14 protein-coding genes, 1 tRNA gene and 1 pseudogene are annotated in these 15,021 nt (G+C 66.6%); 2 read left to right on the top strand and 14 right to left on the bottom strand.

Features of this window, described 5'->3' with window-relative positions; genetic code table 11:
• From ACMO6A_RS01680 to cpaB, 9 genes and pseudogenes are all read right to left on the bottom strand, one after another.
• A pseudogene (locus ACMO6A_RS01680) lies at positions 1–810 on the bottom strand (molybdenum cofactor biosynthesis enzyme); the annotation flags it as partial.
• Positions 807–1,313 carry a TadE/TadG family type IV pilus assembly protein gene (locus ACMO6A_RS01675; RefSeq protein WP_009306154.1) on the bottom strand — a complete coding sequence of 169 codons (507 nt, stop codon included), beginning with the start codon at positions 1,311–1,313 and terminating at the stop codon, positions 807–809. The pseudogene ACMO6A_RS01680 and the gene ACMO6A_RS01675, both read right to left, overlap by 4 nt.
• 25 nt (positions 1,314–1,338) lie before the next feature.
• Positions 1,339–1,476 (bottom strand): hypothetical protein, encoded by a 138-nt coding sequence (locus ACMO6A_RS01670; RefSeq protein WP_021410851.1) that lies wholly within the window; start codon positions 1,474–1,476, stop codon positions 1,339–1,341.
• An 89-nt stretch (positions 1,477–1,565) separates the two neighbouring features.
• Positions 1,566–1,766 (bottom strand): Flp family type IVb pilin, encoded by a 201-nt coding sequence (locus ACMO6A_RS01665; RefSeq protein ID WP_009306152.1) that lies wholly within the window; start codon positions 1,764–1,766, stop codon positions 1,566–1,568.
• A gap of 18 nt (positions 1,767–1,784) precedes the next feature.
• Entirely contained in the window at positions 1,785–2,723 is a 939-nt protein-coding gene (locus tag ACMO6A_RS01660; protein ID WP_009306151.1) for a type II secretion system F family protein, read from the bottom strand.
• Positions 2,723–3,691, bottom strand: a complete 969-nt coding sequence (locus tag ACMO6A_RS01655; RefSeq protein WP_009306150.1) for a type II secretion system F family protein — start codon at positions 3,689–3,691, stop codon at positions 2,723–2,725. Before ACMO6A_RS01655 ends, ACMO6A_RS01660 begins: the two co-directional genes overlap by 1 nt.
• Positions 3,661–4,983 (bottom strand): CpaF family protein, encoded by a 1,323-nt coding sequence (locus tag ACMO6A_RS01650; protein WP_009306149.1) that lies wholly within the window; start codon positions 4,981–4,983, stop codon positions 3,661–3,663. The genes ACMO6A_RS01655 and ACMO6A_RS01650 overlap by 31 nt, the downstream gene beginning before the upstream one ends.
• Positions 4,974–6,284, bottom strand: coding sequence for an AAA family ATPase (locus ACMO6A_RS01645; protein WP_009306148.1), 1,311 nt, complete (start codon positions 6,282–6,284; stop codon positions 4,974–4,976). The genes ACMO6A_RS01650 and ACMO6A_RS01645 overlap by 10 nt, the downstream gene beginning before the upstream one ends.
• Entirely contained in the window at positions 6,281–6,928 is a 648-nt protein-coding gene (cpaB, locus tag ACMO6A_RS01640; RefSeq protein ID WP_009306147.1) for a Flp pilus assembly protein CpaB, read from the bottom strand. The genes ACMO6A_RS01645 and cpaB overlap by 4 nt, the downstream gene beginning before the upstream one ends.
• Before the next feature lie 287 nt (positions 6,929–7,215).
• On the opposite strand from cpaB, the gene ACMO6A_RS01635 reads away from it, so the two are divergent.
• Positions 7,216–7,290 (top strand) — tRNA-Val (locus tag ACMO6A_RS01635).
• Between the two features lie 144 nt (positions 7,291–7,434).
• On the opposite strand, the gene ACMO6A_RS01630 is transcribed toward ACMO6A_RS01635, so the two are convergent.
• The 3 genes from ACMO6A_RS01630 to ACMO6A_RS01620 all read right to left on the bottom strand — a co-directional run bounded on the left by ACMO6A_RS01630 (position 7,435) and on the right by ACMO6A_RS01620 (position 10,854).
• Positions 7,435–8,094 carry a DNA-3-methyladenine glycosylase family protein gene (locus ACMO6A_RS01630; RefSeq protein WP_009306146.1) on the bottom strand — a complete coding sequence of 220 codons (660 nt, stop codon included), beginning with the start codon at positions 8,092–8,094 and terminating at the stop codon, positions 7,435–7,437.
• Between the two features lie 285 nt (positions 8,095–8,379).
• Positions 8,380–9,048 carry a cytochrome c3 family protein gene (locus ACMO6A_RS01625; RefSeq protein WP_114548091.1) on the bottom strand — a complete coding sequence of 223 codons (669 nt, stop codon included), beginning with the start codon at positions 9,046–9,048 and terminating at the stop codon, positions 8,380–8,382.
• A 144-nt stretch (positions 9,049–9,192) separates the two neighbouring features.
• Positions 9,193–10,854 (bottom strand): FAD-binding protein, encoded by a 1,662-nt coding sequence (locus tag ACMO6A_RS01620; RefSeq protein ID WP_418470688.1) that lies wholly within the window; start codon positions 10,852–10,854, stop codon positions 9,193–9,195.
• A 366-nt stretch (positions 10,855–11,220) separates the two neighbouring features.
• Between ACMO6A_RS01620 and ACMO6A_RS01615 the strand changes: the two genes are divergently transcribed.
• On the top strand, positions 11,221–12,828 hold the full coding sequence (locus ACMO6A_RS01615) for a helix-turn-helix transcriptional regulator (protein ID WP_114519842.1): 1,608 nt from the start codon (positions 11,221–11,223) through the stop codon (positions 12,826–12,828).
• A 36-nt stretch (positions 12,829–12,864) separates the two neighbouring features.
• Here the strand turns inward: ACMO6A_RS01615 and ACMO6A_RS01610 are convergent, their stop codons facing one another.
• The gene (locus ACMO6A_RS01610) at positions 12,865–13,554 is read right to left on the bottom strand and encodes a peptidylprolyl isomerase (protein WP_114519841.1); all 690 of its coding nucleotides are present in this window, start codon (positions 13,552–13,554) and stop codon (positions 12,865–12,867) included.
• 96 nt (positions 13,555–13,650) lie between these two features.
• Positions 13,651–15,021, bottom strand: a 1,371-nt coding sequence (locus tag ACMO6A_RS01605; protein ID WP_418470687.1) for a LuxR C-terminal-related transcriptional regulator, incomplete at its 5' end; no start/stop codon positions are given.

The following is a 15,021-nucleotide window of genomic DNA, read 5'->3' as shown; positions in this document are numbered from 1 at the left end:
CGGAGCCTCCACGGCGAGCCGCCGCGGATAGTAGGCTTGCGCGCGCTTGAGCGCCACGGAGAACGACCAGGCGTCCACGCTTCTGAACAGCGGGTTCTCCGATCCGCTCATGCCTGCCAATGCAGAGGCGCGCTCGTACATGCAATAGGACGGATCGAGGCCGCAGTCGTGCTCGAATGCACGGCGCTTCGCTTCGTTGGCCCGCTCGGCGGCGCGCTCGGCCTCATCGGCCGCCTGCCGCACCTCGTCGGCCTCGTCGCCCACCGCCTCTGCCACGTCTTCGAGCTCGGCCGCGCCGTCCACCGCGATCTTCTTCCCCGAGGCGGGCACGAGAAGCGCGAGCGCCACGTAGCTCGACGAAGCCCCGTTGTTCGCCGACGCCACCGACGCCGCGTTCGCCGCGGCGAGGAACGGCAGCAGCCGTTGCAGGCGGTCGAGCCCGTCGGCCGCCTTCTCGGCGAACCGGTCGCGCGCATAGGCCACGTCGCGCCCCGCTTTCAGCAGGGTCTCGGATGCGGAGGCGGTGGCCGGCGTGCACAGCGCGGCCACGCCCAGCCCCGTCGCCACGAGGCTCGTCAGCGAAAGCGACAGCACCGCCGCATCGCACACCCGCACGACGATCATGAACTCGCCCACCTCGTTCTGCGCGGCCAGAGCCGCCGCATCGGCCACGTTCTGCACCTCCGACGAGGCCGAGCCCACCCGGTACGCCTGCCCCGCCGAGAACACGAGCGCAAGCGTCACCAGCAGCGACAGCACCACGCCCACCGTCGTCATGCCCTCTTCGTCGTGGAACGCATCGAACATCATGACGCCCACGCCCCGATCCATCCCGCCGGGTCGCCGCCCGCATCGGACGAGCGCGCCCACGACGGCTGCGTCGGCTGCTCCGCCGTCACCCGCACTTCGAGGTTGCCGTTGCCGTTCACGATGCCGAGCAAAGCGCCGCCTGCATCCAGCAGCGGCAGCGGACGAGCCTCGTTCGCGATGGTGACGCGCACGACGTCGGAGCGCTCGTCGCCTTCGAACCGGATATCCCAGCTGCACGCGCCTTCGTGCACGTGGAAGCAGGAGACGGGAGGGATCGCTCCCAGGCGGTGGCGGACGAACGCCTCGCAACTCTCGGCCATGTCGCCCGCCGCAGCGGTTTTGGTCGCCAGCAGGCGGCATCCCTCCGACGCGGCCGCCTGCATCACCAGCCGATCGTACAAAAGGATGCCCGGCTGCATCAGCAGCAGGAGCCCGACGAACAGCACCGGCAGCAGAAACGCCGCCTCCACCGTGGCCTGGCCCGATTCGCACGTCCGTCGCATGCCCGCTCCCTCCTTTCCGAACCCGTCAGTACAAAAACACATCGGCGACCGATCCCGGCATCGTCATCTGGATATGGTGCGAAGCCGACATCAGCGCATGATCGACGAACATGCCGGCCTCCAAGCTGCGCCACAGGGCGCCCAGTGCGACGACTGCTGCCAAGAACGCGGCCGTAACCAGCGCGAACTCGACCGTTCCCTGACCGCGTTCGTCAAACGCGTCCGCACGGATCGCAGCGCCGGCACGGCGTCCTACAGCCCGTTGATGCCCTCGGCGATGGCATCCCACAGCTCTTGCAGCTTCGGACGGAACACGGTGATCGCGATGATGGCGATCACCACCAGAACCCCGACGAGGATGGCGTACTCCGTCGTGCCCTGCCCATCCTCTCGAGCAAGCACCCGCCGAACCCGGCACGTCGCCTTCGCCATCCATCTCCAGTACGTCTCCATGTGCGAACCTCCTCATTCCTACATTCCTTCCATCAGTTCGAGCAGCACCGGCCCCAGCACGAGCAGCAGCATGGCCGGCAGGATGAGCGTGCCCGTGGGCACCATCATCTTCACCGGAGCCTTCGCCACCCGCTCCTCAACCTGCGCCCGATGCACCGCGCGCGCCTCCGCCGCAGCCGATTCGAGCCCCTCGGCCAGCGACGAGCCGAAGCGCAGCGAGCGCACCATGCTCTCCACGACGCGCGCGAACAGCGGCGAGTCGTACGAGGCCGCCAGGTCGCGCAACGCGTCTTCGCGATTCGTCAAGCCCAGCGACCAGGCATGCTGGGCGCCGACGCACGCACGCGCCAAGTCCGAATCGAAGTGAGACCCGTACAGCGCGAACCCGCGGTCGAACGAAAGCCCGCTGCGAAGACCGAGCGCCACCACCTCGAGCATCTCCGAGAGGTCGCTTTCCAAGCCGTCGGCGCGCTCGCGCTGCGCCCGCTTGACGGCTCGCGGCATCGCCGCCGCGCCGCCCGCAACCCCTGCGACGGCGCCGAGTACGGCAAGCTCCGTGGAGAGCACCGAGCCGACGAGCGCACCCGCCAGCCCTCCGGCGCATGCGAGCCTCATCGAGGCCTCGCAGAACCCTTCCGGGGACACGGCCTGCTCCAAGCCCGCCCGCTTCGCCCGCGCGCAGAACCACGCTCGCGCCCGCGAAAGCCGCAGCCGACGGGAAAGCGCCTCGGTCGCTCCGAGGGCGATCCGCTGGCTGAGCGCCGTCGCGTACCGCACGAGCCGAGAGCCCGAGTCGAAACCCTCCCGCGCGTCGCGCACGTCGGCGGCTTTGCGCAGCCGCTCGCGTCGCGCCGTCGCGTCGCGCCTCCGAAGAAGCGTTGAACCCGCCAGCCCTCCGGCGATCCCGGCGGCGGCCACGGCCGCAGCCATCAGGAAAGGCGCCTGCACGGCCTCCATCAGCCCACCTCCACGGCCAGCATGCGGCGCACCGCCACGATGCCGGCGGCCTGCATGCCCAGCGCGATCGCCAGCAGCGCCATGCCCATCGGACTGGCGAAGAACGGATCCAGAAAGCCTTCGCTCACCAGCGAGAACACCGCTATCAGCACGAAGGGCAGGACGCTCACCACGCGCGCCGACAGCTTCGCCTGCGCCGTTTGCACGCGCAGCGCGCGTCGCAGCTCGATCTCGCTCTGAACCGTGTCTCGAGCCGCGTCCAGCACCTGCTTCATGCTGCCGCCCGCCTGATGCTGCACGTCCAGCGCCACCGCGACGAACGCCAGCTCGGCCACCGACGAGCCCCTGCGCAGCACCTCCAAGGCGCGCCCGGCGCCCTCCCCTGTTTCCAGCTGGTGGGCCGCGCGGGCGAACAGCGTGCCCAGCGGGCCTTGCACCTCGCTTGCCACCTGCTGGAACGTTTGCAGCAGCGACAAGCCTGCCTGGAAGCACACGGCCATGGAGCGCAGGGCGTCGGGGATGCCCTCGCGCAGGGCGTCGCGGCGCTTGTCCTGCACCGTGCGCAGCCACACGACCGCGCAAGCGCACGCGCACACGGCTACGGTGATGCCGCACACGACCGAGCCTGCCGCTGCGCCCGCGCACATCCCCGCCCCGACCATCGCCGCAATCCATACCGACAAGAGCGATTCCTCGGTCGTCATCAACCCGCGCGCATCGACCACGCCGACAGCCTCGCGCATGAGCGCCGCGAGCGCGCGATTGCCCAGCAGGGCACGCGTCGCCGGCCGCGTCCAGCCGACCCCGTTGCGCAGCAGCCAGGCGACGCGCGACGATCCGACGTCCCCCTCGCCAACCAGGGAGGCCGTCCGGCGCCGAGCGCGACCCGCCACCGACGCGCTTGCCGCCGCTCCGCATCCGAACGCGGCGAGCACGCCTACGCCGCCAAGCACGACGTGCGCTTCCATCGCTCCACCTCCTCTCTCTCGGCAACGCCGATGTCCGCCACCTCGTCGATCCAAGCCGGAAGGGCCACCCAGCGTCCCACACGCTCAGCCAGCCCCCGCATGAACAGCGGGCGCACCCTGCAGCAGCGCTTTCCTCCGTCGTACACGAGCTCGGCCACGTCCGACACGAACCGCGACCCGTCCAGCGCGCGAGCCGTCTGCACCACCACCTCGAAGGCGCTTGCCACGTTCGACTCGATGACGTCAACCGGCAGGTCCACCGCGTAGCGCACCATCGTCGCAAGGCGCGACACCACGTCGGCGGGCGAGTTCGCGTGTAGCGTGGTCAGCGACCCGTCGTGGCCGGTGTTCATGGCCTGCAGCATGTCCAGCGCCTCGGCGCCGCGGCATTCGCCCACCACGATGCGGTCGGGGCGCATGCGCAGCGCGTTGATCACGAGGTCGCGGATGGTCACCTCGCCCGTGCCCTCCGCGTTGCGGGGACGCGCCTCCAGGCGCACGACGTGCGGATGCTCCAAGAACCTCAGCTCGGCCGAATCCTCGATGGTGATGATGCGCTCCGAGGGCGGCAGCTCGCACGACAGCGCGTTGAGCAGCGTGGTCTTGCCGCTTCCCGTGCCGCCCGACACCGCGATGCTCTTTCGAGCGCGCACCGCCCACACCAGAAACGTCCGCATCGCCTCGTCGAACGACCCCGTGGCCACCATGTCGTCCAACGTCATGACCCGCTTCGCGAACTTGCGCACGGTCATCACCGGCCCGTCCAGCGCAAGCGGCGGGATGATCACGTGCACGCGGTGCCCTTCGGGAAGCCGCGCGTTCACCATGGGCGAAGCCTCGTCGATGCGGCGCCCCAACGGCCCCAGCACGCGATCGATGAGCGCGCGCAGCTGGCCTTCGTCGGCGAACCGCTGCTCGCTGCGATGCAGCCGGCCGTCGCGCTCGAAGAACACGTCGGAAGGGCCGTTCACCATGATCTCGGTGACCGAATCGTCGGCCAGCAGCGATTCGAGCGGCCCGAACCCGAACACCATGTCGATGAGCCCGTCGGTCAGCCGCTGCTGCTCGCGCTGGGAGACGCCCGCCCAGGAAGCGTCCTCGAACGCCTGGCGGCACGCGCTTTTCAACTCGTTGCGGGCGCGGCTGGGCTGTTCGGCCATGATGGCGGCGATATCGTCCGTGGACACGAACCGCTGGATGTGCTCCTTGAGCCGTTCCAGCGCGTTGTCGTCCGCACTCGCGGCGAGCGTCGGCACGTCGTCGATGTCGCGCACGCGGCTCATCAGAGACATGGGGCCTCCTTCCGGCGACGGCGCGGCTTCTTGCCGACGGGCAAGCGGAAACCGGGTCCCCGAGAGGCGCCTTCCTCGGGCGGGGCTGCCGCGCGCCTATCGCCCGGCAGCACGCCCGACAGCACGCGCTCGAGGCTCGCGCACAAATCGTTCCTCGACGCCAGCAGATCGAACGGAAGCCCCGCGCCCAGCAGCTCCTCCACCTCGCCGCCGCCGTCCTTGAGCTCGAACACGTGAGCCCCGCGCAGCGAGCATGACACGTCGATGGACGTGAACAGGGCGTTCTTGGAGCATCGGTTGACGGCGTACAGGAAAGGGCCGGTCGCGATGCCGCACCGCGCACACAGGTCGAGCGCATGCTGGCAGGCGCGCAGCGACGACGGCCGCTGATCGATCAGGAACAGCGCCTTCGAGCTGCGCTCCAGTAGCAGGGCATGCTGCTCGGCCCAGGCGGCTCCCGTGTTCGCCACCACGACGTCGAACCGGGCCGTCAGCTGGTCGAGCAGCTGGGGCGCCCGCTCCACCACCGCTTCGCTGTCTTCGAGATGGCGCGGCGCGGCCAGCAGCGCCGGCATCCGACCGTCCGACCGCAGCTGATCGAGGCGCGACGGCACCGCCAGCACGTCATCGACGGCCAACGGGTTCTGCACGCCCATGAGCGCCGGGGCGTCGCCGAACTGCAGGTCGAAATCCAGCAGCAAGGTGTTGTAGCCCATCCTCTGCGCGATGAGCGCCGACAGCACGGACACCGTGCTCTTGCCCGCGCCGCCGCTTCCGCTGACCACTGGGAAAAGGAACCCGGCCCGCGCGCCCGGGCGGCGCTCGTCGCACCGCGCCGGCTGGGGCGCGGTCGCCGGAGCAACCGAGACGGGCATCGCCGCCGGCATCGGCGCTTGCCGCGGGGCTGCGGGCGCCGCCATGGGCCACGGGCAGGCGAAGGCCTGCTTGCGACGCGCGTAGCGCTCGGCCAAGGCTTGGCGCGTGAGCGAGGCGTCAATGCCCGTGGCGCTCATGCGGCTCTTCAGCGAACCCGTGTCTTCGAACGACAGCATGCACACACAACGGTCGCTGCGGTCGCGCTTGAGCGTGGCCGCCAGGTTGATGGGAGCGACGTCGTCGCTCGACGCCACCCACACCTCGTCAACCAGGCGATCCGTGCGCAGGAACCTGCGCGCCTCCTCTGCCGAGGAGAAAATGCGCAGCCAATCCTGTGCAGCCAGGTTCTCTCCCGCCAACCCTATAGACTCCGGATGCTGCAAACTCGTCGTATCGGCGCACAGCGCCACCAAAGATCCGCTCATCGCTCTCCCTCGCTTCCCGGCAACGTGAAGTACAGCTCCGTCTTCTGCGCCGCCGCGACGATCTCCTGCACCGACTCGGGCGCGACGGCCACAGTGATCCACGACACCTTCGCGTCGGTTGTCGACTCCTGCGCGCTTGCGCTGGTCGCCAACACCAGCACGCCGCTCGCCAGCACATCGGTCGACGTGCCGCCGGTGGCGTAAACGTCCACCCGCGAGCCGGCCGCCACGGCGCCGCCCACCGCTTGCACGTCCTTCGCCGGCACGCTGAGCGCCGTCAGGCCCTCGGGCACGTCCAGGCGGCTGCCCGCATCGCGGAAGCGGCGCTCCGACAGCACCTCGCCCGCAAGGATCGTCGACGACGCCTTCTTGCCCACCACGTCGCCGGACGATCGGAATGCTTCCGCGGGCAGCAAGTCGGCCACCCACAACCGCGTCTCCACCGCGCTCGCGTCCACCGACTCCCCCGCTGCGATGTCGCGCTTAGCCACGCACACTTCCAGCTGCTCGCCCCCGTAGCGCGCCAGAGCTTCCGCGCGCGCCGCGTCGGCCTCTCCCCGCACGCCCTGGGCGTAGGCGAACACGCATGCCGCGCATGCCAGCCCGCAGGCAATGCCGATGATGGTTGTTCTGCTCCGTTTCATTTCGTCCTCTCCGCCGTTTTCCCTCCTTTCAGTATGACCAGCTCATCTCACGTTTTCATGGCACAGTTCACCATGAAAAGCCGCCTGGACCTTACCCGTTTGCGACGTCGCTCCAACGCCGATTACACATTTCGCACCTCCGTTTCCAACGCGAATTCCATGCGCCGCACCGCAAAATCCCACGCCGCTCCAACGTGCGGCAGATTAGATGCGGCTTTCCTGGGGATTCGTTGCGCGAACGCGCCTTCTATGCGAGAATAGGTGCTCGCCGCAAGGCGACGAAAACCGGGCGATTGGCGCAGCGGGAGCGCAGGTCCCTTACAAGGACAAGGTCGGGGGTTCAAATCCCTCATCGCCCACCACGGGATACGAAGAGACCCGTCGGATGATCCGACGGGTCTCTTTTTCATTGCTGACAACGACTGCGGAAAGCAAAACTCGGACGAACCAATGTTTCACGTGAAACATCCGAGGCGGGACGCGCGCACGCGCATTCGGCGCCCTACCTACTTCTTCCCACCCTTCGGGGCCCAGTCCTTCATGCCGGGTATGGCGCCGCCGGCCACCTCCCATAGATAGAGGCTGGCCACCGAGCCGTAAGGCGTGTAGCGGCGGCGGTACTTCGCGAACAGCTCGGGCGTGATGCGCCGGTGGTGGTGCACCATGCGCAAGCCGCGATGGATGGCCAGATCGCCCCAGCTCAGAATATTGGGTCGCTGCATCGAGAACGTCATGAGCATCTCGGCCGTCCACACGCCGATACCCGGCAGCGCCGACAGCGTGCGGCACACCTCGTCATCGGATAGCTCGGCCAGCCCCTCGAGGTCCACCTCGCCGGACAGCACGCGCGCGGCTGCCCCCTTGATGTAGCCCACCTTGCGAAACGAGATGCCCACCTGCTGCAGCTCGTCGTCGGAGCACGCCGCCATCGCCTCGGGCGTCACCTCCCCGAACCGATCCAGCATGCGGTTCCAAATGGTGGTCTGCGCCTTCGTCGATATCTGCTGGCCCACGATGCAGTTCGCGAGCACAGCGAACAAGTCGGGGTGCACCTCGCGCTCGATGCGTCCGATAACCGCCATCGCCTCGCCCAGCCTCGGATCGCGCGCCGCAAGGTACGCGACCTCCGCTTCGCCGTATTCGAAGTAGCGCGGTTCCCGCTCCATGCCGTCCCCTTCCGTCGTTCGACCCAGTATAGCGAAGACGCAGAGGCCTCACAGAGAACGTTGTCGCCCGTAAAAACGCGGAATCGCGCTCGAAAACGAGGCTTTCGGGCGACAACGCCAACGAATGTCAGGAGCTGACGCTGTCAGGTGCCCGACATAAGGCCAGGTCGCGAAGATCCCAACGCGAAAGACCCGGCCGAGGGAGGGGCCGGGTCTTCGATGACCCCGAAACGGAAAGGGAGGGAGGGGATTCCGTCTCGGGCGGGTATGCTTGTTCGTTGCTTCTTAGCGCTCGCGGAGCTCGTGGCAGGTGCCGCATTCGAAGGTTCCGCGGTGGTGGCACTGGGCGCAGTACTTCATCGCGTCCTTGGCCTGGTCCTTCGAGTGGTTGTTGTGGCAGTCGGTGCACGTGGCGGGGTTCTCCTCGTGCTTCTCGTTCGAGGGGACGTCGTGGGGGTTCACCGTGGTGCCCTTGTCGTCGGTGAGCGCCGTGGAGTCCGCGGTCTTGGCGGCCATCTCCTCCATCGTGCCGTGGCACGAGATGCAGGTCTCGGGGTCCACCGTGACCACGGTCGCCTTGGTGGCGGCCTTGTCGCCGAACTTCACGTCGGCGTGCTCGGTCGAGAGCGCGGCCTCGTCGGTGTGGCACTGGACGCAGGTCACGCCCTCGGCCTCGTGGGCCGAGGCCTGCGGGCAGGACGCGTCGGTCGCCGACGCGGCCTCGACGGTGTGGCACATCGAGCAGTCGGAGTCCATCGTCCAGTTCACCGGCTGGCCGTCCATGGCCGAAGAGCCGCCGTTCCCGTCCTTCTGCTCGGACGCCGCCGGAGCCGAGGGCTCCGCCTTCGGCGCGCAGCCCGCGAGCGTCCACATCGCGGCCGTGAGCGCGAGGACGACGCCGAGGACGGCGAGCACGACGAGGCGCCGGTCGGCGGTGTGTGCTTGCACGGTCATGCGCTTCTCCTATCAGTCGTATTGCAGTTCGGAAGGCGGTTTCCCGCCAGATGCGCCCGCCGAGGGAGCGGCGGGCGCGGGGGTTGAGTCGCATCCGGCGCCGCTGGGGAGCGCAGCGCCGAACCGATCAGCGAAGGGAGGATGCTACTTGGCGTCCCAAGGCTCGAGACCCGCGGCGTGACGGGCGGAAATGCGGCCCCACACCTGGTTCTCGGCGTTGTTGCCGCCGGTGATGCCGTAGCTGTGGCTCTGGAAGTTGCCGAAGCAGCCCGCCGCGTACAGACGCGGGATGGGGTTCTCGGCGGGATCCAGCACCTGGCCGTGCTCGTTCTTCATCGGGCCGCCCAAGGTGGAGCAGGAGCCGGGGTAGATGGAGATGGCGTAGTACGGGCCGTCGTCCAGCTTCTCGAGCGTCTTCTCGGAGCGGTCGAAACGCGCGTCCTTCTTTGCCTCGCAGAATGCCTGGTACTCGTCGAACGTGGCTTTCAAGGCGTCGACGTCCATCCAGTGGTCGAACTCCTTGATCTTCTTGCCAAGCTCCTCGATGGTGTCGCCCTTGAGGATCCAGCCCTTCTCCAGCTCAGCCTTGTTGTCCTGGCTCCAGCCGTTCCATGCGCGGATCTCGTCGGGCAGGTCGCTGGCGAAGTTGCCGCACTCGAAGAAATCGCCCTGGCTGGTGGACAGCTTGCCGGCGTCGAAGCAGGTCTGGTCGAAGATGCCCCACGACGGGATGCGGTCGAAGTCGTCGATGGAGTCGTCGAACGACAGCAGCGTGTGCCAGCCGTTGTGCGGCGAGCCCATGTTGTTCTCGTTGACGTAGCGCTTGCCCAGACGGTTCACGTTGAAGTAGCTGTTGGCGGGCATGAAGTACAGGATGGAGAAGTCGTTCTCAGGATCGCGCGTCCACATGGAGTACATGGAGATCGCCATGTCCATGTGCCACAGCTTCGCTCCCACGTCCTCGACCATCTTGATGCCGTCGCCCGTGTTGAACTGCCAACCCTCGAACTTGAAGGGGTAGCACTTGAGGTAGGCGTTCTTGAGATCCTCGTTGAACTCGAAGCCGCCCGTGGTCATGATGACGCCCTTGCGAGCCTTGACCGTCTTCTCCTCGGAGCCGATCATCGTGTACGCGCCGACGATCTCCTTGGTCTCGGGGTTCTGGATGAGACGCTCGTCGTGGCAGTCGAACAGAACCTGCACGCCCAGCTTCTCGCGCTGCGCGTCGAGCTCGCGGAACGACAGCATGCCGAAGCCGTCGACGGAGGACAGCTTGCAGGAGCCCTCGTAGGCGTTGTCGTCCAGGAAGTAGTACTCGGGGATGGCGCCGGCCAGCGCGACCTCGGACACCTCGTAGGTCATGCCGTACTTGTCGGCGTACTCGGTGTTGCGAACGCACTCGTTGACCCAGGCGTCGATCATCGGCTCGGGGGTCTTGCCGTGCGTGAACGCCTTGATGTACTTCTTGAAGCGCTCTTTGTCGCTTTCCTCGACGATGGTCCACTCGCCGTTGTTGATGCGGCTGTTGCCGCCGCCCTCGACGGGAGCCTTCTCCAGCACGATGACTTCCTGGCCGCACTCGTCGGCGCCGATGCGCGACGCCCACATGCCCGCGCCGCCGTAGCCGATGACCAAGAGGTCGCACTCGTAGTCCCAGCTCTTCGGCAGCCAATCGCCCGAAGCCGCGCCCGTCGAACCCGACGCGCAGCCGGCCAGCGCGGCGGAACCCGCCACGGCTGCGGCAGCGACGCCCGCGCCCTTCAGGAACGAACGACGGGAAACTCCGCCTTCCATGCCTTTGCTCATAGTGTTCCTTCCTCCTACTTGAATGAACGAACCGATTCCCCCACCCGCGCAGCTATCGAGCTCGCGAGCATCGAACATCGGCCCCTGCCTCTCTCCCAGCAGAGATGCCCCTCCTTGGAAGCATCCGTTCTTGCCTTTCGAACCTTACGCTCGGCACGTTTCCGGCACATCTGATGGGCGGTCGGATTTTTCGCAGGACATCTGACGTTGAATAGGATTTTCCAGATCAGACCCCTATCGGATGCTCCATCCGATTTGATCGACGTATGAAATTGCGTATGATGCTACTTATGAGTTTTGTTGCAAACGGGAGGGAGCCGCGTCGCTCGGCGCGGCCCGTGGCATGAACGCTGGGGAGAGATGCACATGCAATACGGAACCAAGGGCGAAGGCCGGGACGGCGCTACCGGCGGCCTTCCGAACGGAGGAGAGGGCGGCCAGGCGGCGGAGGCGGCCGCGGAAACGACCTCCGCGGAACGCGACTCGCGCACGCTCGACTACCTGATAACCGTCATAGGGTTCGGCTTGTGCCGCGCATGGATCGTGTTCTGCCTGGGCGCGCCGCTCATCGCAGGCGCAGCATCATCCTTCACCTGGGCCTACCTCTTGTTCGGCGCGCTCAGCGCACTGACCGTGTCGTTCGTTGCAAATCGAAGCGGCAAGCGCGAGGGCGTCGTGCGCGTCGCGCTGTTCCGCGCAACTCCGGTAGCCCTTGCCGCAAGCGGCATCATCATCCCCGTGGCGCTAGCCCTGAACAGCGAGGCGCTCATGATCGTCGGGTTCGTAGCCGGCGGCTTGGGAGCGGGGCCCTTGCAGGTGCTGTGGGGCGACCGCTTCGCCCGCCACGCCACGTTGTTCGCCGCCGTCGCTTCCCCCGCGGCGGCCATCGTCACCGCGCTCGTCGCCGGCATGTCGAACGATCATACGAGCTTCATCGGCTTCGCGGTGATACCCCTGTTATCGTTCGGCTTGCTGCTGTTCGAAGCGAACCGCACCGGCCTGTCGTGGAGCGACCTCACGCAGAAGCCCAAAGAGGAACTCGCGGTCGAGAACGCGAATGCCGACGACCCCTCGGCCCGCTCGACGTCTCAAAGGGACGCCGAGGAAGAACCGGGTGCGAAGTTCGGCGTGGGCAAGCTCATGTTCTCTATCATGACGTTTTCGTTCCTGTGCCGCTTGTTCGATGCCATACCCGCCTACGACGACCCGTTCGCGTTCGTCGGCGGAAGCGCAATATTCGGACTCATCGTAGTGGGCGTGGTGTTCCTCGTCATCGTGGCGAAGCTGCGCGAGCGCTTCAACGCCGCACTCACCTACCGGCTGTCGTTGCCCATCATGGTGGCGGGATTCGTCGCCATCGCGCTGTTCTTCGACACGCACGCCGCCATGTCCATCCTGCTGATCAACGCGGGTTACGAGTTCTTCGACATCCTCACCTGGGTGCTGTTCGTAGACGTATCGCGTCGACGCAACGAGAACGCGCTGCATATCTTCGGGCTGGGCGTGGCCTTCATGTTCGCGGGAATGGGAGCGGGAACCATGGCGGGCAGGGCGTGCGACGCGATGATCGCCAGCGGGGACATGCAGATCTCCGCCGTGGCCATGTTGGCCACACTGTGCCTTGTGGTGGTGGCGTTCATGGTATTGCCCGAGGGCGTGGTGGCGCAGCTGTCGCAAACCATGCGCACAAGCCGCAAGGAAAAGGACGTCGAAGAAGCACCCGCCGTCGCGGTTGTCGATGCGGGCGCGGGGCGGCTCGAGCAGCACTGCGCGAGCGTGGCGAGAGATTACGGCCTGACGCCGCGCGAGAGCGAGGTCATCGTGCTTCTGGCGTACGGTCGCACCCTGTCCATCATCGCCCGCGACTTGCAGATTGCAAAGGGTACCGCCCGCACGCACATCGAGAACATCTACCGCAAGCTCGACGTGCATAAGCAGCAAGAGCTGATCGATCTGGTTGAGACGTACGAATAGGCGAGGGCGACGCCGCCCTCGCCCGGCGGGAACCCGCTACTCTTCCTCCCCCGCGGCCGCGTCCGCTTCGGCCTGCTTCCTGCGCTCTTCGCGCTCGCGATCGAGCTCCTCGAGCACTTCCTTCGGCGACTTCGGGCGCGGCAGTTCGTGGGAGATCGCCTCGGCCAGCGCCTCCTCGTCGGCGCCTTCGATGACGATGCTTTTGATCGCGTCGCCCACCCCCAGCTCCTGCACCGTATCGATACCTTCGATCACCTGGCCGAACACGGTGAACTTCTCGTCGAACTCAGGCTGCTCGGACAGCGAGAAGTAGAACTGGCAGCTACCCGAGTTCGGCTCGGACTTGTGCGCCATGCAGAGGCTTCCCAGCACGTGCTTGTTGTTCGGGTTGGTCTCCCACTCGTCCACGATGGTGTAGCGTGCGTCGCCTGTGCCGGGATGGATGCCGCGGATCATGCCGCGCGCCGCCGCGTCCACCTGCGCAGGCCCCAGCGTGCGCGTGGTGGGACAGCCGCCCAGCACCACGGAGCCCGGCTTGTGCGCGTGGAACTTCAACTTGTCGTAAAACCCGCGTGCGGCGAGCTCGATGAAGTTGCCCGCGGTCACGGGCGCGTCCTTGCCGGCCAGTTGTACGCGGATCGTGCCGCGCGACGTCTCGATGACGGCAACCTCGTTGCCGTTGGGAATATAGTACGGGGTGTATACGGGCAGAACGATGCGTCCCATGAAATGCCTCCTTGTGTATGTCGAACCTTGTGCATCCCCCATGATACCCGCGCCCCGATCCCTTGCATCAGATGGAGCATCGTATTTTTGCTCCGATCAGGCGTCATCCGAGATAGCGAAGCCCTCGACGAGATCGATGAGCTCCTGTTGCTTGTGCACGCCAAGCTTCGCGTATACGTTCTCGATGTGCGTCTGCGCCGTGCCCTTAGCTATCTGCAAGTCGCGCATGACGATAGCCAACGTACGCCCGCGCGCCAGCAGCACGAGTACCTCACTCTCGCGAGGCGTCAGACGCCGCTCGACCGCTATCGCCTCGCAACGCCTTTCCAATGAAGAAGCAGGCGAGATCTTCGATGAGGACTCCGCGCGCTCCCCCGTAGCGCCCTCGTTGCGCTCGCCACCTCGAAGGCGCCCTCGCCGGCCAACTACTTGAGCGATCGTCCCTTCCGGTATAACGAGGAACGCCGTCACCACCAACACGGTGACGCATAGAATGCCAACCGTGGACATCTGCACGTCTCCGACCAGCAGACGCGCGTGAATCTCGCTTCCCGCGAGATAGCCCAAGCCCATGCCGCACAATGTTGCGGCCACCCCCCACCCGAACACCCGATAGCGTCCGCAAGCATCCACGCGCCGCTTCGCCAGATCGACGAACAGTATCCACGTTACGATATCGAACAGCTCGTAGCCGATGCCTATGAGCAGCACGGACAGCGCCCAATGGTCATAGAAGAACAGCGAGACAATGGCCATGCCCAGCGCCATGAGCGGAAGCGACAGGCGATACGCAAACACGGGCTCGAAGCGATCCCCGCACAAGAACGCGAACAGCAGAAACAGGACGCCCACCACCGCCAAAGCGAATACCGAGCTGCCGCCGAACACGACGAAAGGATCGACCACCCCTTCGCCGGGAAGCGAGTCGAATACGCGGCATAGGAAACTGAACACCCCGATGCTCACCATCAGCTGGGCGATGGATTTGCGCGACAAGGCGGGCCGATCCCGTTCGGGCTGCCTTGCCGGCTCGACCGAGACCCCGTCGAGCGACTGCTCTTTGTCGATGCGCGAAGTCTCCACCAGCAACAGCACGAACGACATGATCGGAAACACGAAGAACGCAAGAAACCCTCGCTCGCCTATGACGAGGGCAATGAGCAGCGCGATGACGACGGCCGTGGCAGGATAGCACGCAAGCGCGAACGGCACGGGGCGGCGAGCGTACTCGTTTCCCCACAGCACCTGCAAGAAGCTCGAGGCAGCGCCTCCGACGACCACGAGCGCCGCCAAGGCGATCGGCTGACCGCACGCCAGGGCTATCGGTGTCGCAACAGCGCATGACACGGTAAGCGCCCCCGTCAGACCGCGCATTCGCGCCTCGAATCGATCCTGCGTTGCAGCGCGTCGCGCTGCAACGGCAACGCCAGCGGCAGCGGTGGAGCCGGCAAGCAGGAACGCCCAGTT

This window comes from Eggerthella sp. (assembly GCF_048329335.1).
Classification (GTDB): Bacteria; Actinomycetota; Coriobacteriia; order Coriobacteriales; family Eggerthellaceae; genus Eggerthella; species Eggerthella lenta.
This window is presented reverse-complemented; position numbering and strand designations above follow the sequence as displayed.

Coding starts and splice junctions, on each gene's coding strand:
- ACMO6A_RS01645 (WP_009306148.1), bottom strand. CDS start 6,284: ATGAGCGGATCTTTGGTGGCGCTGTGCGCCGATACGACGAGTTTGCAG.
- ACMO6A_RS01610 (WP_114519841.1), bottom strand. CDS start 13,554: ATGGGACGCATCGTTCTGCCCGTATACACCCCGTACTATATTCCCAAC.
- ACMO6A_RS01665 (WP_009306152.1), bottom strand. CDS start 1,766: ATGGAGACGTACTGGAGATGGATGGCGAAGGCGACGTGCCGGGTTCGG.
- cpaB (WP_009306147.1), bottom strand. CDS start 6,928: ATGAAACGGAGCAGAACAACCATCATCGGCATTGCCTGCGGGCTGGCA.
- ACMO6A_RS01625 (WP_114548091.1), bottom strand. CDS start 9,048: ATGACCGTGCAAGCACACACCGCCGACCGGCGCCTCGTCGTGCTCGCC.
- ACMO6A_RS01630 (WP_009306146.1), bottom strand. CDS start 8,094: ATGGAGCGGGAACCGCGCTACTTCGAATACGGCGAAGCGGAGGTCGCG.
- ACMO6A_RS01615 (WP_114519842.1), top strand. CDS start 11,221: ATGCAATACGGAACCAAGGGCGAAGGCCGGGACGGCGCTACCGGCGGC.
- ACMO6A_RS01655 (WP_009306150.1), bottom strand. CDS start 3,691: ATGGAAGCGCACGTCGTGCTTGGCGGCGTAGGCGTGCTCGCCGCGTTC.
- ACMO6A_RS01675 (WP_009306154.1), bottom strand. CDS start 1,313: ATGCGACGGACGTGCGAATCGGGCCAGGCCACGGTGGAGGCGGCGTTT.
- ACMO6A_RS01650 (WP_009306149.1), bottom strand. CDS start 4,983: ATGTCTCTGATGAGCCGCGTGCGCGACATCGACGACGTGCCGACGCTC.
- ACMO6A_RS01620 (WP_418470688.1), bottom strand. CDS start 10,854: ATGAGCAAAGGCATGGAAGGCGGAGTTTCCCGTCGTTCGTTCCTGAAG.
- ACMO6A_RS01660 (WP_009306151.1), bottom strand. CDS start 2,723: ATGGAGGCCGTGCAGGCGCCTTTCCTGATGGCTGCGGCCGTGGCCGCC.